18 protein-coding genes are annotated in these 22,688 nt (G+C 50.5%); 16 read left to right on the top strand and 2 right to left on the bottom strand.

Features of this window, described 5'->3' with window-relative positions; genetic code table 11:
• The first annotated feature begins 124 nt into the window (after positions 1-124).
• Complete coding sequence (nuoB, locus tag ACQ9LF_RS02855) at positions 125-925, top strand: NADH-quinone oxidoreductase subunit NuoB (RefSeq protein ID WP_462487855.1); 801 nt, start codon at positions 125-127, stop codon at positions 923-925.
• A 113-nt stretch (positions 926-1,038) separates the two neighbouring features.
• Positions 1,039-2,241: a THUMP domain-containing class I SAM-dependent RNA methyltransferase gene (locus tag ACQ9LF_RS02850; protein ID WP_462487854.1), complete on the top strand. Its 1,203-nt coding sequence runs from the start codon at positions 1,039-1,041 to the stop codon at positions 2,239-2,241.
• Positions 2,242-2,318: 77 nt separating this feature from the next.
• Here the strand turns inward: ACQ9LF_RS02850 and ACQ9LF_RS02845 are convergent, their stop codons facing one another.
• Positions 2,319-2,705 carry a hypothetical protein gene (locus tag ACQ9LF_RS02845; protein ID WP_462487853.1) on the bottom strand — a complete coding sequence of 129 codons (387 nt, stop codon included), beginning with the start codon at positions 2,703-2,705 and terminating at the stop codon, positions 2,319-2,321.
• Between the two features lie 306 nt (positions 2,706-3,011).
• On the opposite strand from ACQ9LF_RS02845, the gene ACQ9LF_RS02840 reads away from it, so the two are divergent.
• The 14 genes from ACQ9LF_RS02840 (at position 3,012) to ACQ9LF_RS02775 (ending at position 21,423) form a co-directional block, all read left to right on the top strand.
• Positions 3,012-3,896 (top strand): metallophosphoesterase, encoded by an 885-nt coding sequence (locus ACQ9LF_RS02840; RefSeq protein ID WP_462487852.1) that lies wholly within the window; start codon positions 3,012-3,014, stop codon positions 3,894-3,896.
• Positions 3,897-3,915: 19 nt separating this feature from the next.
• A complete protein-coding gene (locus tag ACQ9LF_RS02835) occupies positions 3,916-5,031 on the top strand; it encodes an MJ1255/VC2487 family glycosyltransferase (protein ID WP_462487851.1) in 1,116 nt (371 codons plus the stop codon).
• A 320-nt stretch (positions 5,032-5,351) separates the two neighbouring features.
• Complete coding sequence (locus ACQ9LF_RS02830) at positions 5,352-6,995, top strand: hypothetical protein (RefSeq protein WP_462487850.1); 1,644 nt, start codon at positions 5,352-5,354, stop codon at positions 6,993-6,995.
• A gap of 459 nt (positions 6,996-7,454) precedes the next feature.
• Positions 7,455-8,114: a PEP-CTERM sorting domain-containing protein gene (locus ACQ9LF_RS02825; protein ID WP_462487849.1), complete on the top strand. Its 660-nt coding sequence runs from the start codon at positions 7,455-7,457 to the stop codon at positions 8,112-8,114.
• A gap of 41 nt (positions 8,115-8,155) precedes the next feature.
• Positions 8,156-9,679 carry an alkaline phosphatase gene (locus tag ACQ9LF_RS02820; protein WP_462487848.1) on the top strand — a complete coding sequence of 508 codons (1,524 nt, stop codon included), beginning with the start codon at positions 8,156-8,158 and terminating at the stop codon, positions 9,677-9,679.
• 301 nt (positions 9,680-9,980) lie between these two features.
• On the top strand, positions 9,981-10,967 hold the full coding sequence (locus ACQ9LF_RS02815; RefSeq protein WP_462487847.1) for a YibE/F family protein: 987 nt from the start codon (positions 9,981-9,983) through the stop codon (positions 10,965-10,967).
• Positions 10,968-11,430: 463 nt separating this feature from the next.
• Positions 11,431-12,684: a hypothetical protein gene (locus ACQ9LF_RS02810; RefSeq protein ID WP_462487846.1), complete on the top strand. Its 1,254-nt coding sequence runs from the start codon at positions 11,431-11,433 to the stop codon at positions 12,682-12,684.
• Positions 12,678-15,659, top strand: coding sequence for a TonB-dependent receptor (locus ACQ9LF_RS02805; RefSeq protein WP_462487845.1), 2,982 nt, complete (start codon positions 12,678-12,680; stop codon positions 15,657-15,659). The genes ACQ9LF_RS02810 and ACQ9LF_RS02805 overlap by 7 nt, the downstream gene beginning before the upstream one ends.
• A 221-nt stretch (positions 15,660-15,880) precedes the next feature.
• A complete protein-coding gene (locus ACQ9LF_RS02800; RefSeq protein WP_462487844.1) occupies positions 15,881-16,648 on the top strand; it encodes a DUF3450 family protein in 768 nt (255 codons plus the stop codon).
• A 14-nt stretch (positions 16,649-16,662) separates the two neighbouring features.
• Positions 16,663-18,114, top strand: coding sequence for a MotA/TolQ/ExbB proton channel family protein (locus tag ACQ9LF_RS02795; RefSeq protein WP_462487843.1), 1,452 nt, complete (start codon positions 16,663-16,665; stop codon positions 18,112-18,114).
• Positions 18,111-18,803, top strand: coding sequence for a MotA/TolQ/ExbB proton channel family protein (locus ACQ9LF_RS02790; RefSeq protein WP_462487842.1), 693 nt, complete (start codon positions 18,111-18,113; stop codon positions 18,801-18,803). Before ACQ9LF_RS02795 ends, ACQ9LF_RS02790 begins: the two co-directional genes overlap by 4 nt.
• A gap of 44 nt (positions 18,804-18,847) precedes the next feature.
• Positions 18,848-19,261 carry an ExbD/TolR family protein gene (locus tag ACQ9LF_RS02785; RefSeq protein ID WP_462487841.1) on the top strand — a complete coding sequence of 138 codons (414 nt, stop codon included), beginning with the start codon at positions 18,848-18,850 and terminating at the stop codon, positions 19,259-19,261.
• A gap of 12 nt (positions 19,262-19,273) precedes the next feature.
• Positions 19,274-19,948 carry an energy transducer TonB gene (locus tag ACQ9LF_RS02780; RefSeq protein WP_462487840.1) on the top strand — a complete coding sequence of 225 codons (675 nt, stop codon included), beginning with the start codon at positions 19,274-19,276 and terminating at the stop codon, positions 19,946-19,948.
• A 5-nt stretch (positions 19,949-19,953) separates the two neighbouring features.
• Positions 19,954-21,423: a tetratricopeptide repeat protein gene (locus ACQ9LF_RS02775; RefSeq protein ID WP_462487839.1), complete on the top strand. Its 1,470-nt coding sequence runs from the start codon at positions 19,954-19,956 to the stop codon at positions 21,421-21,423.
• Between the two features lie 21 nt (positions 21,424-21,444).
• Here ACQ9LF_RS02775 and ACQ9LF_RS02770 read toward each other — a convergent pair whose 3' ends face one another.
• Positions 21,445-22,659 (bottom strand): 6-phosphofructokinase, encoded by a 1,215-nt coding sequence (locus tag ACQ9LF_RS02770; RefSeq protein WP_462487838.1) that lies wholly within the window; start codon positions 22,657-22,659, stop codon positions 21,445-21,447.
• Between the last annotated feature and the right edge of the window lie 29 nt (positions 22,660-22,688).

Raw genomic sequence — 22,688 nt, 5'->3', positions numbered from 1 at the left:
GATTATTCCGCGAGCAAAAGAAGCCCGTGGTCAATGCCGCTAGACTTAGCCGCGACGAAACGGAAATGTTCAAATAAGATTAGTATAACAAGACCGCGTCTGATACGCGGATGAGGAACCAGAGATGTTTAAGATTATTCTTGCACGACTCCAGCAGGGCCACAGAACAATTAAATACCCCGACGGCCTGCCGCCGGAATTGCCCGATCGGCTGCGTTGCCGCCCCTTGTTCGATACGAGCAAATGCCCCGATGGTTGTCATGCCTGTGTTGAGGCATGCCCGACCGGGGCGATTACGATGGCCGGCAAAAAGGTCACGGTGGACCTGGGCAAATGCCTGTTCTGCACTGACTGTGCCAATGCCTGTCCGCACCAGGCCATCACTTTTTCGAGTGACTACCGCCTGGCTGTCCGTCAGCGTCAGGACCTTGTCGTTGATAATCAGCAGACCCTGAAACTGGCGGCTGCTCTTGACGGCAAACTCAAGAAGCTGTTCGGCCGCTCGCTGAAGCTGCGTCAGGTCTCCGCCGGCGGCTGCAACGCCTGCGAGGCGGATTGCAACGTGCTTACCACGCTGGCCTGGGATCTTGGACGCTTCGGCATCCAGTTTGTCGCCTCACCCCGTCACGCCGACGGCCTTTTAATCACAGGTCCCGTTACCGAAAACATGCGTCTGGCCCTGAAAAAAACCTACGATGCTCTGCCCGACCCTCGTATCGTGATTGCCGTTGGCTCCTGTGCTGTGTCCGGCGGCCCCTATATCGACCATCCCCAGGCTCATAACGGGGCCGAGTCGGTTGTTCCCGTGGATCTGTATATCCCTGGCTGCCCGCCGCATCCGCTGACCATTCTTGATGGGTTGCTCCGCTTCATTGGCCGTCTTGAAAAAGGCGATCCCTATCGTCCCCCGGTTGCTGCAGAATAAGGGGGTATCCCATACAGATAAAGGTTAAAAGCTTTTTACAATGTGATTGCATTTGTATCAATCTGTGATACAGTCATTTTTAAGATAAAAAACACTTAGAAATGACTTGATTTATGAATCCTAACGAGAAAAATACAATATTAGTGACCTGTTCGCCGGGACTGGGGGAGTATCTGCAAAAGGAACTCCAGTCTCTTGATTTTAAGTTGGATACGGTCCGCCCAGCCGGCGTCGAGCTGCAGGGGACGATGTCCGATGCCATGCGGCTCAATCTCCATTTGCGGACGGCCTATAATGTCCTGTGGCTGCTCAAGGAATTTCGGGCAGTCCGGCCGGATGACTTATACCGTGAAGTCAAGGACTTCCCCTGGGAGGAGATTATCTCCACCAAAGAAACGCTGACGGTCATCGGCCGAGTCGATACTGAGGCCATTGATAATTCCATGTTTGCCAACCTCAAGGTCAAGGATGCCATTGTGGACCGCATCGCCGATAAGACCGGTTCCCGTCCCGACTCCGGCAAGGAAAAAACCGGCGTGGTGGTGCAGTTTTTCTGGAAGCAGGACTCTTGCCGGGTGTTTCTCAATACCTCCGGCCTGAAACTGTCGGACCGCGGCTACCGTCGAATGCCCCACAAGGCCCCGCTGCGGGAATCACTGGCTGCGTCTATTCTGATGGCAGCCGAGTATGACGGTACTGTACCGCTAATTTGCCCGATGTGCGGCAGCGGGACGCTGGCGATCGAAGGGGCGCTGATGGCCACCGGCCGCGCTCCCGGACTGCTGCGTTCCAACTACGGCTTTATGCATACCCGTTTTTATGACCCGGACCTTTGGCAGCAGATGCGGTCGACTGCCCTTAAGCAGAATAAAAAGCGGGGCGGCAAGACCGACACCAAGCCTGCCCCGATTATCGCCACCGATATTGACCCTGAGGCTGTTACTGCTGCCCGCAAGAATGCAATGACGGCTGGAGTAGATCACCTGATTGAGTTTGGCGTCTGTGACTTCGCCGAAACGCCTATGCCTGCCCAGCGGGGGATTGTGATTCTGAATCCCGAATACGGCAAGCGGATGGGCGAGATTGAAAAGCTGCGGGAAACGTATAAGCGAATTGGCGATTTTTTCAAGCAGAAATGTGTTGGCAGTACTGGTTATGTCTTTACCGGCAACCTTGAGTTGGCCAAGGCTATCGGTCTGCGGACCAGCCGCCGCATTATCATGTTTAATGCGGATGTGGAATGCCGGCTCCTGAAGTATGAACTCTACGCCGGCAGCCGCAAGCACACCGATATACCGCCTGTTCCGGCTGACTAATACAATCATCACTGGGGGAGCAGGAAACCAGATAACGATAGTCATTTCACCTGTATTGTCGTAGAGATCCGCAACGGTCATTCATAGAACAGTTCGGCGTACTCTTCGTCCTGTTCCCAGTCTTCGATTTCCATGAGATAATTGACAAATAAACTGGTTTTGTCAGCCAGCAAGCTGATGTCAATGCCCGGCCGTAAACGCATGGCATCACGTAATGAATCCGCTAAATAGCGGCATTGCGGGGTGATATTGTCGGAATCTGGAGTGGGCCATTGTAATTCCCACCATGTGCCCTTGAGTTTTTCCAGACACTCCTCTGTGATTTGATTATGATCGGCCTGGTGTGAGTGTCTTATGTGAAGCGATTTTATATGCAGTATCGTATCCAATTTCTCTGAAAAGCCGTTTTGGGTTAGAAAATCAACCAATTTTTCAAACGGTAGCAGTGAACTGTGGCATTCCATGGTTTATTCTCCTGAAAAGCAATCTTTTATTGTGATTCTACGGCAGGAGATTAGGGTAGTATTAAGGCCAGATGAGAAAATAGCAAATCTTTGATACCCAAGGGTATGATTATTCCGCAAGCCAAAGAAGCAAGGGGGGGCAGTGACTGTACTTAGCCGCGACGAAACGGGAAATTTCAAGTAGGATCAGGAGAGAAAAGAGTGCCTGCTGTGTACGGCTAATCCAAATCTAACACACCGCTAACTTATCCCCAAAATCTCTGTGTTATTCATTTAAACGTGGGGACGTTATTTGAAAGGAAAACTGTGCCTGCGAACCATGAGGTAAATCGGGATCGGCATGAGCATGACATCTTTGTGGTGAGTGACTTGCATATCGGCGACGGCTCAGCTAAAGACAGCCTGTTGAAGCGGGATAATCAGACCTTGTTATATCGATTTCTGGACAAGGTGGACCACTGCAGGGGGCGTCTGATTATTCTGGGGGATTTATTTGAGTTATGGCGCTATTCACCTCAGACCGTGGTAAATCGATGGAGTGGTTTGCTGGATCGATTTGCGGTCATGGATGTGACTTATGTGCCCGGGAACCACGACTGGCAATTCTGGAAAGAACGCCAGTACTGGCAGCTGCAGCATCCTTTTTTTGCCCGGATGAGAAAGCCGTTTGTGATGAAAATTGGTGACAAGTATTTCAAATTTATGCATGGCCATGAGGTGGACCCGATGATTTCGGAGACGATGGGGCGTTTGCGTCCGGCGATGAAACTGATTAGCGGTGTGCTGGAATTTCGATCTGACTCATGCCTTGTGACGTCGGATTGTCTGACCGATATACTCCTTGAAGCCGGCGAACAGATACTGCATCTCTGGCAGCGGCTGACGCGACAATTCAATCGGGCAATCTATGAACCTCTGGGGCTGGATGACGGGTACCGTACTATCATTCGTCCCATCCGAACACGCAATATGATGGCCCGGTTTTATCACCAACAGCAGCAGGGAGCGTATAACGTTACCATTACCGGGCATACGCATCAGGCGGGCCGATTCGGGCAATGGTATTTCAACAGCGGATGCTGGACTCAATCCGTAGTCAATTACCTGCGTATTCGTCCGGAGGGAACAATCGAAGTCTTTAACCGAAAGGCCGATGGAGAGAGTCTCAATCATACTGTGGTTTTACGTTAATGGATAAAAACGAGTAAACATGGCAAAGGTTCTTTATGGTGTGGCCGGCGAGGGGTATGGGCACAGCAGCCGATCCGAAATCATTGGTCGTCGTTTGCTGGAAGCGGGCCATGAAGTTCGATTTGCGGCGTCGGGGAAGTCTCTGTCTTATCTGGCGCCCTTATTTCCGGGGCGAGTGCATGAGGTGTTCGGACTTCAGTTGGTTTATTGTCATGGTGCAGTGCAAACCATAAAAACCATTGGACAGAATATAAAAGAATATCGGGCTGGAAGCTCTGTCAATCAACGCCTGTTTGAGATGGCCAAACAATTTGAGCCGGATCTTGTTATTTCCGATTTTGAACCGTTTTGCGGCTGGTGGGCATTTCGTCGAAGAATTCCCTGTGTCTATATTGATCATCAGCATATTTTAACTTTGGCCAGACTGGAAGGGATTCCGATGGGATGGGGACGGCTGCAGACGGATTGTGTGGTTCGTGCCTATCACAGTTTTGCACAATGTTATGTGGGGATCAATTTTTTTCGGGTAGAGGTCAAGACGCCCAGGCTTGTTCCGGTCAATCCTGTCGTACGCAGACAGGTGATGGAATTGTCCCCCACTTACGGCGACCACATTCTGGTTTACGTTACTGACTCAAGGCCCGAAACCCAGCAATATCTTATCCAGCAATTTGGACCTTTTTGTTCCTATCACTTCCATATTTATGGATTTCACGTCGAACAGGAGCATGGTAATTGTATTTTTCGAAAGATCAGTACCGATGGTTTTCTGCAGGATTTATCATCTTGTGCGGGAGTCATTGCGACGGCGGGTTTCTCCCTGATTAGTGAATGTCTTTATCTGAAGAAACGAATGCTGCTGATGCCCATCAAGGGGCAATTTGAGCAGCAGGTGAATGCGGTATATGCTGAGCGGCTGGGGTTTGCCCGCAATGTCAGAAGGCTTGAATTGGATTCCCTGGAGCTGTTTCTGAAGGATATCGAAAGAGAGTTTCCCCGGGATGATCGGATTCTCTGGCCGGATAATGAGCGTTTTTTCAGTAGTCTGGATCATGTACTGCGGAGCAATCGGATCTATTTAGGCCTCAATCGGACAGCGGCAGGGCGTTTATGCGACCGCAGCCTTTTGTCTTAGATTTGCATGTACCGGGTGATGCTCTGGATTCTGGACTCTGTTGCGGTTGAAGCAGTCGCTTTGTGATTTATTCCAAATCTAACACAAGCCAAGTTCTTTTTTAATACGCCAATGGACAATGGAGCCTTTGGCTATCAAGACTCATCAATGACCGCCAGAGGCAATCTAATGGAAATCTAACTCAGGTCTAACAGGGGTGTAAAAATTCATAAATGAATATGGTGTAGGGTGTGGCAAAGAGGATGGTGTTTTGGGTTCGGGTGTGTTGCCCGATGCCGTAAAAACGCTCTAATGAATTCAAAAGAAGAAAGGTTGACAGAATGAAAAGCTTGAAACAAATTGCAATGCTGGTTGTGTTGATAGCCCTGTCTATTGCCCAGTCCGCCGGGGCGGCAGAGGTGCTGGTGACCGAAGACATTGCCACGTCCGTCACATGGACGGCGGACAATGTGTATAATCTCCAGAAACAAATTTATGTTTTGCCGGGGGCGACGCTGACTATTGAGCCGGGTACTCTGATACAAAGCACAGCCGGCCTGGGCGGCAGTCTGGCGGTTTGCCGCGGGGCCAAGATTTATGCCAATGGCACCAAGGATGCACCCATTATCATGACTTCCACCAACGACAATTTGACCTCGTGGCATGAAGGCTGCAATGAGTGGGGCAATCTGACTATCATGGGGAATGCCCTGATTTCGGCTTCGCACTATGGCGGTCAACAGGTGGGTTCCAATACCAAACTGCCGACCGGCCTAAATGAAAAACAGATGGAAGGGCTTGTTGCGGCTTATCCTGGCGATCCCAAGGTGATGTACGGCGGCAACAATGATAATGATGACAGTGGTTCCATCAGCTACCTGTCGCTTCGTTATGGCGGCAAAGTGGTGGGATTGGCAAATGAGTTGAATGGTCTGTCTCTGGGGGGTGTTGGACGTGAAACGGATATTCATCATATTGAGATCATGAATAATGTGGATGATGGTATCGAAATCTGGGGCGGCACGGTCAATCTGAAATATGTCAACATTTGGAATGTTGGTGACGATAGTCTGGATGTGGATGAAGGCTGGCGCGGCAAGGCCCAGTTTGGCTTGATTGTCCAGGGATATAGTGCTGACGCTGTTCAGGGTTCTGGTGTGGGTGATAACTGTATCGAAATGGATGGCGCTGAAGATTCGGATGCTCAGCCGGTAACGACATCGACCATTTATAATTTCACCGTGATAGGCCAGCCGATTGACGGCGATCACGGAACCGCTTGGCGCGACAATGCCCGTGTTCAGTTCCGTAACTGTATCTTTATGGATTTAGGTGAAGTGCTGGTCAAGAATGATCATTCCGACGGAGATGGTGCCAATGGCTACGGTTACAACGGTACTCTGTCGTGGGCAAATACCTGGGCTACGGATTACAGTGTGACTTCACCGGTCAATATCGGTTCGGCGGACCCGTCAGTACTCTATACTGTTCAAACCTCCGGCAAGCTGGCTGAAATTACCGACAGCGTCTTCTTCCGTAACCTCTATGCTTCGGCCTATACCGAATCCAACACGGTCGGGGTCACCGTGTCTGGCGGCAGCAACCCGGCTAAGAATAATGTGGTTGCCCCCTATAATTCCGCTTCTCCAAATGATAACATGCCGATTCAGTCTCTGACACGCGGTGTGCTGGTGACCAAGGGCGGCAAGAAGATGCTTCCTGTGACCCATATCAATCCGTGTGCAGCCAATGCTGCAGTGCTCAGTGCTGCCAAAGCTCCGGAGGATGGGTTCTTTACGCCGGCCCCCTATCGGGGTGCTTTCAGTCCCTATCAGAACTGGCTGGAAGGCTGGACTGCGGTAGCCGCTTATGGCATGACCGATACATCCATGAACAGTCCCGCCACCGGCGATATCAGCGGGGATGGTGTGGTGGATATCACGGACTTTGTGATTCTCAGTCAGGACTGGCTGCAGGTCAAATAATATCTCTAACACAGATATTCCAAATACGCTTCTGTTGCCTGTCAAACAGGGCCGACGGCGGAGACTCAGTGCTCCGCCGTTGGTTTTTGATGGGGGTTTGCAATGACCTGCCGTGGTAGATTCACAAGGATGGTCTGTGATAGGCAGGACTTCTGAGAATCATTTTTCGCTGATTATGTTTCTTCGTATCGCAGAGAGGTGACGGATGAAGAAACAGCCTTCCATGAGACCGAAAATACAGGAAGGATCCGTCTATGTTGAAATTAATCGTAATCATATCATCTCTTTATCGGGCGTAAATAATAGGTCTGTATACTTTTCCTTGTAAATGGGAGTCATTGCTGCAGCAGGGATGATTCCCTGATACCCTGGAGTTGAGTGACCTGTTGGTCATGCTTTGGCTGCCGGCGCCAAAGGTGTCGAATGTTAACCCAATAATACTCTTTTCAAGGAGATTCTATGCGCAAAATTGCTGTTTTGTTGATGGTGCTTGCAGCCCAGTGCGGGCTGAGGGCGGGCCTGTCTCTGCCGGAATGGATTGGCGGCCCAGGTACAGTTCACGCGGAATGGTCCCGATGGGATGCTGCCGAAGGCGTATTTATTCCGGATACCTGGTTTGCAGCCGAGGCTTCTGCGCTGAGCCTGGCAGATGCGCCGGATGCGATGGTCTATGAGGACGCCTGGTTTGTGAATCAGCTTGATGGCCGTGATGGAATAATGATGCTGAAGGGACTGGGGTATTCGAATATGGATTTCTTCGTTCCCAATTATAAGGATGGGATTTTGAAGGAGATTTGTTTCGAAATAACCTATCAGGCGATCGGATACAGCCCCAATCTTGGGCTGGAAGCCTTTGTCGGGCAAACCCCTCTGACCAGCGGCATTCTGGGCCCTTATTGGGACGGGCGGCAGGTCGAGCAAGGCAACTGGATAACCGAGGCGTACCGGTTTGTGATTGCTTCTTGCTGTGATTATGAATTCGTTACGCTGGGTTTTGGTTACAGTGGAGATACGGCGATTGCTGTGGATCGTGTTGTGATTGATACCGTCTGTGTACCTGAGCCGGCGACGATGGGGATTCTGGCTTTGGGTGCGATGGTGCTGATGCGAAAAAAATAAGTCAATACAAGGATTACTATTTCAAAGAAAGGATTGCAGACATGAAAACAAAGACCATAAAAATGATGGTAGTGCTGGCAATGCTGGCCGTATGTGTGACCGTTGTTCAGGCTCGCCCGTCTCGGGAGCCTTATGCCGGGGCCAAGTATGTCTTTCTGTTCATTGGCGATGGTATGTCGATGGCTCAGATTCACGGTGCCGAAGCCTATTTAGCGGCAAGTTATGCACCGGGACAGGATCCGAAAGATCCAAACAAGCTTTTGCCGGTTCAGCCTGTACAGGCTGCCAAGCTGGTGATGACACAGTTTCCGGTCATGGGGCTTTGCACGACCTATGATTACGGCAGTCTAATCACCGATTCAGCTTCGGCTGGAACCGCTCTGGCAACCGGCAAGAAAACACTGAGCGGAGTCATTAATTTGTCTCCGGATTTCAGTACAAAGTACACAACGATTGCCGAGTTAGCCAAAAAGATGGGCAAGAAAATCGGCATTGTCACCAGTGTATCGCTGGATCATGCCACTCCGGCGTCGTTCTATGCTCATCAGAATTCCCGCGGGAATATGTATGAAATCGGTATCGAGCTGGCCAACAGCGGTTTTGATTATTTTGGCGGCGGCGGTTTTGTGATTCCCGTATCGAAAAAAGACCCCAATGCTCCAACGGTCTTTGATGCACTGACTGCCAATGGTTATACCTATGTAAATACCAAAGCGGCTTTTGAGGCGTTGACGCCGGGTATGGGCAAGGTTGTGGCGGTCAATCCGGTTCTGGACAGCAGCAAGGCTTTGCCGTATGAAATCGACCGTAAACATGATCAAGCCAATAATATTTCACTGGCTGAATTTACCCGCAAGGGCATTGAGATGATTTATGATGCAGCCAATCCCTATGGTTTCTTTATGGTGATTGAAGGGGGCAAGATCGACTGGGCCAATCACGCCAACGATGCCCGTTCTGCACTGGAAGATACCCTGGCATTCGACGATGCGGTTGCCCAGGCAGTGGCCTTCTACAATGAGCATCCGAATGATACCCTGATTATTGTTACCTCCGACCATGATTGCGGTGGTATGTCCCTGGGATGGGCTGGGACGGCGTATGATAACCGCTTTGATCTGCTGGACGGCCAGACGGTTTCTTATCTGACATTTGAGGCCCAGGTGAAGGCCTATCGTGCAGCACATCTGGACCCTAACGGGGTGTATGCAGGGCCTGCAGATATGGATGAACAGATGAAATCCATGATTCTTGCTGGATTTGGGATGGATCTGTCCACGCTTTCACCGGCTCAGCAGCAGTCCATCGAGTCGGCTTTTGATGTAGCGATGGCGGGTCAGAAAGGCGACTATGTACTTTACGGCGGCTATAATCCGCTGTCAGTAACCCTGACCCATGTGCTGAATAACAATGCCGGTATAGGCTATACCAGCTATTCCCACACGGGTATTCCGGTGCCGGTGATGGCTCTGGGAAAAGACAGCTATTTGTTTGAGGGCTATTATGATAACACCGATATTGCCAGAAAGATGGCAGGTATCATGCGGCTGAAACTGGCGAATTAAGGTTTTGGCTCCTCGTATCCCGAACCCGTACCAAGGCAGACCTTTTTGGCAAGGTCTGCCTTTTTCCTGTTAACAGTTGGACCTGAGTCGAAAGTAGTGTGAGATGGAAAAGAAAAACAGTGTTATCGTGATCTTGTTGATATTATGTTGTCTGGCATTATATTGGATGCCGACAGGGTATGAGGGAAGTCGTCAAACGAATTCGACTATAGCAAGAGGTCGGATTCTGTCTGTAAAAGACGAAGTGATTCATACTGCCAGGATCATCAAGACAGGAACCCAATTACTGCAGGTGGAGATTATGGAAGGGCAATGGAAAGGCAAGCAGATGGAGGCAACCAATCTCTTGACCGGCAAGCTGGAAGTGGATGAATACTATACGACTGGCGATGAAGCCCTGGTGGAATTTTCGGTTGATTCTCAGGGAACAATCCGGGCCAGTTTTGTACGCGGACATTATCGGCTGCATTATGAATGGATTCTGGCAATCGTATTTTCAGTGCTGTTGCTGGTGACGGCGGGGTGGACCGGTGTCAAGGCCCTTCTGTCGTTTGTCTTTTCTGTGCTAATGATCTGGAAATTCATGGTGCCGCTGTTTTTGCGAGGCGGCATTTCCTTTGGGGGCCGGTTATGGGGGATTGATCCGGTTGTTCTGGGGTTGTGTGTGGTGGCTTTATTGACGGCGGCTGTATCCTTCCTGGTGGGCGGATTCAGCCGCAAAGGCGTTACAACGCTGGTTGGTTCATTTCTCGGCTTGCTGCTGACCGGAATCCTGGCAATCTATTTTACGAAATGCTTCAAAATTCATGGGGCTGTGCAGCCGTTTTCGGAGATGCTGTTGTATTCGGGGCATCCTCATGTGGATTTAACGCGTATTTTTATTGCCAGTGTGTTTATCGCTTCATCGGGGGCAGTGATGGATTTGGCGATGGATGTCGCTGCGGCCATGGATGAGATTAAATTGAAAAATCCAGGTATGAAAATGAAGGAGCACATGGAATCCGGGCTGCGTGTCGGGCGGGCGGTCATCGGGACCATGACTACAACCCTGTTTTTGGCGTATTCAGGGGGGTATATTTTTCTGTTGATGTATTTGATGTCCATGCAGATACCCGGCCCCATTTTTTTAAACAAGACCATCATTGCCGCCGAGATTCTTAATACCCTGGTTGGCAGTCTCGGGTTGGTGATGGTGGCACCCCTGACAGCAGTTACAGGGGGAATTGTATATCACGTTGCTGAAAGAAAGTCCAATAAACAAGAGGCCATAATGCATCATGCTGCTTGAACAGCCATACAGGAATTGCAATGTGTAGCCTCCATTTGAAGGAATTGTTGTACTATGGCTGACTGTGTGATTTACGGTCATTGCTGCAGGTTGCTGAGAGGGCACTCCATCGGGGATTAGCTCATCTATAAACCCGTAAGCTGAAAAAGCATGCGGTTGAAGCTGCTGTCCTTTACCGTAACAAATGAAAAAGGACAAGCGGGTTTTATTCTATTATGACAGCCACATCAAAACTGAATAAAACGCTAACCATATGCACATAATCGGGTGATAAAGTTCGCCCTCAAGTACCCTGTGCTGATTGGTCGCGGCAATGGAAATGCAGCGTATCAATACGGATAAGTCATGATGCGGTGTTGTCAGTATTTGATAATCCAGATTTGGGTCCGCCGATCAATCAATAGTGGAACCAGGAATAATGCAGGGAGTGTTTGTCGGGAATATCAATAACAAAGGATATTGAGTGAGCAACAGAGCGTTAAGGATCAGATTCATTCTTATTGCGGCTGGAGTAGTCTGGCCGGCGTTACTATGCGGTTGTGATCGCAAGTCAGGCCTGGGACCTTCTGCCGCGACCGGACCCGTTCAGGCCGTGTCCATTTCCGATCAGCCCCTGGCGGAGTATCAAGTCAGGCTGCTGGACCTGGCCTTCCAGACGGCTTCGGCCATTCCGAAAAATCCACATCTCAAAGACCGAAGTCGTGCCCAGGAGGCTGTGGTGATGGCCTGTTTGAAGCTGGAGCAGCCCGAACGTGCGGTCCGGTACTGCGAAGGGATTGACGACTGGCGGCGAGGACTGTGTTATGCGGAACTCGCGTTTTATTACGCCAAACGCGGGGCGATCGAGACGGCGCGGGATTATCTGGACAAAGCCCAACAAATATGCGACGAGGCTCAGGATTGGCGCAAAGATACAATCCGGGTTAAGATGGCCGGCGTGCTGGTCCTGCTGGGACAAAATGATCAGGCCAGTCAATATGAAACCGGTGTGGTGGATTCGCAAAAAGGAAAAGTTGCCGGCATTCGAGCAATGCAGTGCGATGAAGGGGCTTTTGAAGAGCAGATGCAGGCACTGGCATCCCTGGGCAAAGAAGGGGGCTTTGATGTTCTTCAGAATGTCCAGCAGGCGTATGCTTTATTGTTCAATCGGTTTTACTCCGATACGCAGCGTCGTGATCGAATCGAACAACAGATGAAATCACTCTGGAATACGATGCCGTATTTCGTTCGGATGGAACTCTTGATGACACTGGCCGGATTTGCGTTGAATCACGGTGATTCCGTCAAGGCCCTGGACCTGGTCCATGAGGCGGATCAGCTCTTGAACGAAAGCCAATGGCGTCTGGATCATCGCATCTTCCTGATGGCAAGCCTTTCAGCGATTCGGTTTAAGGCCGGCGATACCACAACAGCTCGCCATGACTGCGATGCTGCACAGTCCCTGTTTGACGCTCAGCGGCTTTCGATTGTCAATATCGATCGCGCCCGGACGCTGCATAAACTTGCCGAAGCCTATCAGGTTATGGGAGACACCAGGACGGCACTGCTGGTTTACAAAAAAGCCGTCGAAGAAGGGGTTGAAAATCCAAATTCCAGACCGCGGGCCGAGGATTTATCGGCTGCCTGTTGCTCCATGGCATTGTCTGCTGTCGAGCCGGACGCTGAGTTGTGGACTCGACTGAACCAGATTCGTGAGGGACTGAGCCAACCATGGTAAAATGCCGTCTGTTCTGCAGATTCTGGGTGATGGTATTGCTGCTGTCTGCTGCGTCCGCACGGACGGCTGAGCAGACCGGCGGTATTCGCGGTGTGATATCGGACCAGGATTTTGATGTTCCGCTGGCCGCGGTGGAGGTCACGATTGTCGAGACTGGGGCGAAAACCATCGTCACCGATGAAGGTAATTATGTGTTCAATCAGGTTCCGGCGGGTACCTATACCCTGATTTTTGCCAAAGAAGGCTATCTTCGCCAGGTCAAGCCCGGTGTTGTGGTCAAAGCCGGGGCCATGACTGAGCAAAATGCAGCCCTGGCCGGAGATTTTACTGAGATGGAGGAATTCATCGTTCAGGATATTCAGCTTGGCGGGGGCACGGAAGCGGCACTGCTGGACTTGCGAATGGAAAGTCCTGCCCTGATGAGTTCAATCAGTGCTGAATTGATGAGTCGGGCGGGAGCCAGTGACGCAGCGAGTGCCCTGAAGCTGGTTTCCGGGGCAACAGTCCAGGATGGCAAATATGCTGTGATACGCGGCCTGCCGGATCGCTATGTCAATTCCCAGATGAATGGTGTACGCCTGCCGACGGCGGATACCGACAAGCGAGCAGTGCAGCTGGACCAGTTTCCTTCGGCGGTGATCGAGAGCATTCAGGTCAGTAAAACCTTCACTCCCGATCAGCAGGGCGATGCATCCGGCGGGGCGGTCAATGTGGTCCTTAAGGGCATTCCGGAACAAACCGTATTCAGTTCATCCATCGAAACCAGCTTCAATACCCAGGTCTTCCGTAATAATGATTTTCTGACCTACCATGGAGGGGGAGTGAATTGGCTGGGCAGGGATAAGCGGGATATCCCTTCAAATGGCTTTTTTGATGAATCGGTAGGAGTGACGCGAGATAATGCTCCGATTGACTACAAGTGGTCGCAATCGGCCGGCGGGAAATATGTGTTTGATAATGGCGTTAAGATAGGTGGTTTCGGCAATGTTTTTTATGAACGCGACAGTTCTTATTATGATGATGGAATAGATGACTCGTATTGGGTAGAAAGTCCCGGCAGTCTGATGACACCTCAATATAGCCAGGGATCGCCGGACCATGGGGATTTTAAGACGTCTTTGTTTAATGTGACGCAGGCCAGCGAAGAAGTGCAGTGGGGCGGGCTGGGTGTTCTGGGGATTGAAACGGACAGCAGTGCCTATAAATTCCTGTATATGTACACGCGTTCCGCCGAGAGCACTGCTACCCTGGCCGAAGACACCCGCGGCAAGGCCTGGTATTTCCCCGGCTATAATCCCGCTGATCCTTTGGATCCGGGCAATCAGGAGCCGGATGCGGCGCCGTATTTGCGAACCGAAACCCTCGAATATACAGAACGCACGACACAAACCGTTCAGATAAGCGGGAAACATACCCTGCCGGAACTGGAATGGACGCTGAAAAACCTGTTTACCTTCCTGAGTCCTGAAGTGGATTGGGGTGTTTCCTGGAATTCAGCGACGTTGTATCAGCCCGACAAGCGGCAGTTTGGTTCGTTGTGGGTGGCGGAGTCTTATGACCCCGGTTTTCCGCCGTGGGTACCACCGTCAACAAATCCTGCTGTCCATTATCCCTTTAAACCTGCGGCCAATTTTACACTTGGTAATCTTCAGCGCACCTGGAAAGAGATTGAGGAAGAAAGCAATCAGTACTATGTGAATCTGAAATTACCCTTTGAGCAGTGGACCGAAGATGAAGGATATATGAAATTCGGGATTTTCAGCGATAGTACCACCCGGGATTACAATCAGGATTCGTTTAGTAATTTTAATGATAACAGTGCCTATTACGAAGGCCCCTGGAGCGATTACTGGAGCCATGTATTTCCATATGAAAACCACCCGGTCACGGCAGCCGATATTGATGTGGATTACCAGGGGCAGCAGGATATCTCTGCGGCCTATTATATGCTTGATGTACCGGTCAATTCCTATTTCAATATCATCGGTGGTGCCCGATTTGAAAAGACCGAACTGAGCATTACCAATGAGGCCGAAAGTGATGTGACCTGGATACCCCCGGGGGCAGCTGGCCCGGTTGCACTGAATCCCGGCGATGCCGATGTGGATTTCAAACAGCGGGATATACTCCCTTCACTTGGATTTGAATTTACCCCGTTTGATCCCTTTTCGATTCGCGGTTCCTACAGCCGTACTGTCGCTCGTCAGACGTTCAAGGAGTTGACTCCGATTCAGCAACAGGAATTTCTTGGCGGTGATGTTTTTATTGGAAATCCCGGCCTGCAGATGAGCGATTTGCACAATTACGATTTACGGATGGACTATACACCATACCAGGGAGGATTGTGGTCGGCCTCATATTTCTATAAATACATTGAAAATCCGATTGAATATGTCCAGCGAAACGCAGGGTTCACCTATACAACGCCGATGAACTATCCGGAAGGAACAGTACGCGGGATAGAGCTGGAAGTGCGTCAAAAACTTGAGCATTTGTGGGATAGTCTGGATGGTATTACCGTTGGCGCCAATGCCACATTTATTCGTTCAGAAGTGATTTTGCCGGATGAGGAAGCTGCTGAGTTCGACCAGCCCAATATCAATGCTCCGATGTCAAAACGGGATATGACCAATGCCCCGGAACATATTTATAACTTTTTTATGACCTATGATCTGAAAGAAACCGGGACCCAATTGGGCTTGTTTTATACCATACAGGGCGATACCCTTGTGGCCGGGGCAGGGCAATCCAATGGAAAGTATATCCCCAGTATTTATGCCCGGGAGTACGGTACCTTGAACTTCAGCCTGACTCAAAAGCTGGGAGATGTCTGGAAACTGAAATTCCAGGCCAAGAATCTCCTCGACCCGGCCATCAGGACGGTCTATCGATCGGATTATATTGGCAGTGATGTGACCCGGAGTTCATATCACAAAGGTATGGAGTTTGGAATTGCTCTTATGGCTGAGTTTTAAGGATAACCCGAAGTAAACTGGTTGGTTCACCACTGAAGGATGAACACAACCTAATTGTATCGTAACAGAACGCTAATGCTTTGCTCATATTGGATTGTTAGGGTTTGGCATTGATGAGGTGTACCCTATATAAGGATGACAGAAAGATGTTAAAACAATTGCACAGATTTAATTGCAGGTCGGGTGGCGGGGGTCGAACTGGTCGAAAAGGGATCCGGTGGATGGGGGCAACGATCGTATGGGCCGGCCTATCGGCTTTGATGCTGATGGGAGCTTCGCCGGATGACAATACTCCCCAGACTATTCAGGATACCCGTTTGGCACTTGAGAAATGGGTTGAAACCCAGCGGATTATTTCACTGGAAAAACGTGATTTGGCCCTGGCTGTCGAAATGCTCAACGAACGAATCGGAATGGTTCAGCGGGAAATCGAATCCTTGCGCACCAAGATAACCGAATCCGAAGCCGGGATTGCCGAAATGGATGCCAAAAAGGCTGGCCTGATGGAAGAAAATGACAAACTGAAGCAGGCCTCCGCTTCTCTGGGAGATACGATTGCCGCCCTGGAAGATCGGACGCGGCGACTACTGGTACGGCTTCCAGATCCTATTCGGGAACGCGTCAAGCCCCTGAGTCAGCGGCTGCCGGAAAAGGGTGCGGAAACGAAACTGTCCATTGCAGAGCGTTTTCAAAATACCGTGGGTATTTTAAACGAGGTGGATAAATTCAATCGGGAAATCTCCCTTGCCAGTGAGGTGCGGACATTGCCGGATGGAACCTCAGTCGAGGTTACGGCAGTCTATATCGGCATCGGGTATGGATACTATGCCAGCGCCAACGGGACTGTTGCAGGAATTGGTACTGCGTCTGAGACCGGCTGGATATGGACTCCCAATAATACGGTGGCACCGCAGGTCCGCGATGTCATTGCTATCTTGAAGAATGAAAAAGTAGCGTCATTTGTGCAGTTGCCCGTGGATATTCGCTAAACAGGAAATCAGGTATGTCAAACAGATACAAAATAGGTTTTGGACTTTGGTTGCTGATGATTTCAGGGATTATTCTGGCACAGGAACAGCCGCAAGACTCCGGATCGACGTTCCAACAGGTTGCCGGGGTGGTGCAGAAAAAGCTGGAAGACAGCCTTGCACAACTGCGTTCCCTGCGGGAACAGGCCGCAGCTGAAAAGATTCCCCTGAGTCGCAAACTCAGTGAATTGGAAAGTGAATTATCACAAGTACGCCTGGAATATCAGCAGGCCTCCCGTCTGGTGGATACCCGGACGCTGGATTTGACCAATTTGCAAAATGAGATCAAATCTCGTCGCGAAGAATCCGCCTATCTGTCCAACTTGCTGAGCGAATATATCCGCAATTTTGAATCCCGGCTTCACATCGCCGAAATTCAGCGGTATCGAGAAGCCCTGGAAACCGCCAAATTGGCTGCGGAAAATACCGGATTGTCGGAAGAGGATATCTATCTGGCCCAGGCCAAACTGCTGGAGGTGTCTCTGGATCGGCTGGATGATGCCCTTGGCGGAACTAAATTTGACGGGACTGCGGTGGATTCGACCGGTTCGATTCATCATGGAACATTTGTCCTGGTTGGTCCGGCGGCTCTTTTTGAGTCGGATGACGGCAGGAATATCGGGACCGCTGAACAGCGGCTTGGTTCTCTGGAGCCGGCGGTGATTCCCTTCGGCACTCCTGCTGACGCCCAGGCAGCGACTCATTTTTTTGTTCGCACTCAGGGTTTGTTTCCTCTGGACCCTACCCTTGGAAACGCTCATAAAATAGAACAGACTGAGGAAACACTGATTGAGCATATTCAAAAGGGTGGTCCGGTCATGTATCCGATTTTTACGCTGGCAGGAGCAGCCTTATGTGTAGGGCTTCTGAAGTGGCTGAGCATGGCGTTTATTCGCAATCCCTCGCAAAAACGCATCGCGGCTCTGCTGAAGGCATTGTCTGCCCATAATCACAAAGCTGCCCTTGAGGCGGCCCAATCCATCGGCGGGCCGGTGGGGGAAATGCTGCTGGCCGGAGCCCAGCATCTGGACCAGCCCCGTGAACTGGTGGAAGAGGTAATGTATGAAAAAGTCCTGTCCATGCGTCTAAAACTGGAGCGGTTTTTGCCGTTTATTGCCATCAGTGCTTCAGCTGCCCCGCTGCTGGGGTTGTTGGGGACTGTGACCGGGATTATCAACACCTTTAAACTGATTACGGTGTTTGGTTCCGGCGATGTCAAGACCCTGTCGGCTGGGATATCTGAGGCTTTGATTACAACGGAATTCGGCCTGATTGTAGCCATCCCTTCGCTGTTGATACATGCCTTTTTATCGCGTAAAGCTCGCGGCGTGATTAATCAGATGGAAAAAGCCGCTATTGCCATGGTCAATCAGATTAGTAAACAATCCGACGCATTGGTTCAGGCAGCGGAAGGTGTCGAAGAATGAACGGGACGCTGGGAGTACAGTTTGAAAAGGTATGGCAGCAGGCCGTTGAAATATGGATTTCCGGCGGCTGGGCAATGATCCCGATCGCTGTCAGTGCCCTGGTGATGTATGCTCTGGGTATGCATGTACATCTGAGGTTGTTGGGTAAGGGATTCACCACGATATCTGAGAAGACCTGGCGTCACTGGATTGACCATCCCCGGGAACGTAAAGGCCCGATTGGCGAGCTGCTGGATTTTGTGACTGGTGGGGAGTCGCTTGAGGATATGACGCTTTTTTTTGAAGAACTGCATGTGACGGAAATTGCTCCATTTGATCGGGATCTGCGAGTGATGAAAATCTGTGTCGGCGTGGCGCCGCTGCTTGGATTACTGGGTACGGTAACCGGTATGCTGGCGACATTTGCGGCACTGGCTTCCGGTTCGGGTGGAGAAAAAACGATGGGCATGATTGCCAAGGGAATTTCCGAGGCCCTGATTACAACTGAAACAGGGCTGGTGGTTGCCTTGCCGGGCTTGTTTTTCCGGTACCAGCTGGTGCGAAAGCATGAGCGATACAAAGCCTTTTTGGCGCACCTGGAAACGGTATGTACACAGAAACTGTATAAAAAGCTGCATCATCAAAACCAGCAGAATGAATGTGAATCACAATCTCCGACCAGGGATTGCAGCCGGCTGCCGGCAGAATAGCACTGCGGAAATTTGGATTGATTGTATTAACCAATGAGGATTTTATGGGACGATTTCGTCAAACAGGATCGGATGAAGGCAATGAAGCCGGAATCGACATGTCGCCGATGATGGACTGCATCTTTATCCTTTTGATTTTCTTCATCGTCACAACAACATTTGTGGAAGAGACAGGTATTGAAGTGGACAAGCCCCAGGCGGCATCCTCAGTCAGGCTGGAAAAAACCAGTATTCTGATTGCACTGACGGCCAAAGGGGAAGTGGTGTATGGCGGAAGGGAAATCGGCTTTAGCGGTATTCAACCCCTGGTCAAACGGATGCTCCAGAAAGAAGAGATTCCCGTTATTATTCAGGCAGATACAGCGGCACCGTCCGGCCTGCTGGTTCGCGTTATTGATGAGGCCAAGCTGGCCGGAGCGGTCAAGGTCAGCGTGGCGTCACGGCAAAACAAAAAATAAATCATACCTGATATGAATAATCTCCAATCCAAATCATTGTGGATGCTTAAGGAACTGGCTCATCGGCTGCTGGTGTTGCTGGGAGCCGTCGGGCTGACGTTTCTGCTGTTTCTGGTTCTGCCTCTGATGCAGACGCTCAGTAAGCCGCCTTCCACAGACATGATTGTTCAGTCAGTTGACACGGCCAAGCTCGATGCACCGCCTCCGCCGCCGCAAGAAGAACCCCAGAAAGAAACGCCGCAGGAAGACACACCTCCGGAATTAAATGAAGAAGCTCCGCCGCTGGATCTGTCACAGCTTGAACTGGCGCTGAATCCGGGTATCAGCGACGGCTGGACGACTGGCGATTTTGCGGTCAAGCTGAATACAGTGGTCTCCTCTGGAGAAAGCGGCGTGGATGCGCTGTTTTCGGTGGCTGATTTGGACCAGACACCGCGTGTAATCTATCAGCCTGGCCCCATGCTGACCAGGGAACTGCGCAAAAAAGCACCCGGCACTGTATATATTATCTTTGTGGTCGATCAGGAAGGCCGAGTCGAAAATCCGATGGTCCAGAAATCCTCGGATCCGATCTTTGAAAAGCCGGCTCTGAATGCCGTAAAACAATGGAAATTTGAACCCGGTAAACGCAACGGCAAGCCCGTGCGATTCCGGATGCGTGTTCCCTTTACTTTTCCAAAAGGATAAGCGTCATGAAAGCAAAACAGATTATGAGGAAACAAGGCAAGATGAAGTGCTTTTCAATCCAGTCCTTCCGGCTGAATGCCGCCACCAGGTGCCTGCTGCGGGCTGTATTCATTGCAATCCTACATCAGTCTGCCCTGGCACAAGCTACGGTTGAATCTCCGATTCCCGTCGAGACACATTTAACCCAAGAGCAATTAAAGATATGGAATGATCCAGCTTTTCAAAAGCAGTTTATTGAAAGTTACATGGCCGAAACCGAAATTGAGCCGCGAGTAACAACTAATGAACGTGACCAGATGCAGAAAGTGCTGGATTTGATTTCTTCTGATAAAATGGATCAGGCGGTCGAGTTACTTAAAAAAAGTCAGACCAAAGCGACCAGTGCGGTATTCGATTTCACGCTGGCCAACATCTATTTCCAGCAGGAAAAACTTGACCAGGCCGCTGTATCTTATCTGGCGGCTGTGGAAAAATATCCAAAGTTTCGTCGGGCATGGCGGAACCTGGGGCTGATTTATATCCGTCAGAACCAGTATGACAAGGCCTTACCCGCCCTGACACGTGTTATTGCTCTGGGCGGAGGGGATGCAATTACCTTTGGATTGCTGGGTTTTGCGTATGCTTCAGTGGATAATCATCTTTCGGCTGAGTCTGCTTATCGCATGGCGATTCTGCTGGATCCGGCGACTCTGGACTGGAAGATGGGGCTGGCACGCTCTTTTTTCAAGCAGGAACGGTTCGGCGAAGCAATTGCGGTGTGTAATCAACTGGTTGAAGCTCATCCTGATCGGTCGGATTTGTGGCTCTTGCTGGCCAATGCCTATATTGGTATGAATCAGCCCGCAAAAGCTGCGGAAATTTATGAATTAGTGGACCAGATGGGGCAATCCACCATCGCCAGTCTCAATATGCTGGGAGATATCTATATCAATGAGCAATTGTACGAATTGGCTGTCAAATCGTATATTCGTGCCCTTGACAAAAAACCGCAGGGCTCTGCGGATCGCTTTATCCGGTCGGCTAAAGTTCTGGCTGCCCGCGGGGCAACCAGGGAAAGCCGCCAGTTGATTGAAACAATCGAAGCTTGTTTTGGTGATACCATTGGCTCCCAGGAGCGTAAGGATATCCTGAAATTAAAGGCTCGACTGGCTGTGGCTGAAGGAGCAGGCCAGGAAGAAGTCAAGGTTCTTGAAGAGATTGTCGCGTTGGATCCGCTTGATGGGGAGGCCCTCATTCTGCTGGGACAAAACTATGCCCGCAAAGGAGATGCGGAAAAGGCGGTATTCTATTATGAACGAGCGGCCAGTATTGAGTCATTCGAGGCTGATGCCAAGATTCGTCATGCCCAATTGCTGGTGGGAAATGGCAAATATGATGAGGCTTTGCCGCTGTTGCGTCGTGCCCAGCAGTTGAACCCGCGGGACAACATCCAGAAATATCTGGAACAGGTCGAACGTGTGGCCAAAAGCCGGTAGTGCAACTGGCCGTTTGATCAATTAAAATTTGGGGATTTCATCCCCCAGGCAGGTTCCGACCAGACGGGCCGAGATGATCATCGGATGAGATAACGGAATGGTTTTTCGTTTGTATGCGACCTCTGCGATGGGAATGGGCTTGCAGATCCCTGAATCATAGGCAACCATAACGTTGTATTCCCCCCTGGCTAATAATTGAACGGCTTTGGTGCCCAATCGTGTGCACAGCAGGCGATCAAAGGAGCTGGGGGTACCGCCTCGCTGAACATGTCCGAGCGATGTTACCCGTGCTTCGATGCCGGTCAGTTCCTGCAGTTGCCGGGCCAGCCGACTTGCCGTGGGTTCCTCAACCAGGGTATAGGGCCGTTTATCATCGTCCATGGAGTCACTTAGACTGTCTTCCAATTCTGCCATGCCAGGTGATACCGACGATTTCTTTTTGCGATTCTTCTTGGTTGTTTTATTGTTGATTGATTTGGCAAGTGCTTTTTCGCGGGCCTTGGCTTGTGCAACAGAAATGGCGCCTTCGGCTACCGCAACAATGGAAAAACGGCTGCCGCGTCGTCGGCGTTCCTGGAGATATTCGGCTACAATATCCAGATCGTAGGGTATTTCGGGTATCAAAATCACATCTGCTCCGCCGGCAATACCGGAACTCAAGGTTAACCAGCCTGTGTTATGCCCCATAATTTCACACACGATAATGCGATGATGGCTTGTGGCCGTTGTGTGCAGCCTGTCTATGGCTTCAGTGGCTATCTGCATGGCCGTATCATACCCAAATGAGACATCTGTACCGTCAATATCGTTGTCGATTGTCTTGGGCAAATGAATGACATTGATTTTCCCCTCTTCATGCAGCCTCAGGGCATTTTTGAGTGTTCCGCCGCCGCCCAGACAAACCAGGCAGTCAATGTGATGACGTTTGAGGTTTTCGACAGCAACCGGGATCATATTGCGATATTTTCCGCCCATTAACATTTTGTGAATTTTGTCACGACTGGTCCCAAGGATGGTTCCGCCGCGGGTCAGGATGCCGCTGACATCTTTTTGTTCCAGATGAATAACCCGGTTTTCGACAAGCCCGCGAAAGGCATCAAGGATCCCGATAACCGTCATCCCGTATTCATTAATGGCCGCTTTCGTCACGGCCCGAATGGCAGCGTTCAAACCCGGACAGTCACCGCCTGCAGTTAATATCCCTATACATCGAGTTTTGGATACGAGCTTTGCCATAATCAACCTCATTTCTGGTACCAATTGAT

The sequence above is a fragment of the Anaeroglomus insulsum genome (genome assembly GCF_050689095.1).
In the GTDB taxonomy this organism is placed as follows: domain Bacteria; phylum Planctomycetota; class Phycisphaerae; order Sedimentisphaerales; family Anaerohalosphaeraceae; genus Anaeroglomus; species Anaeroglomus insulsum.
This window is presented reverse-complemented; position numbering and strand designations above follow the sequence as displayed.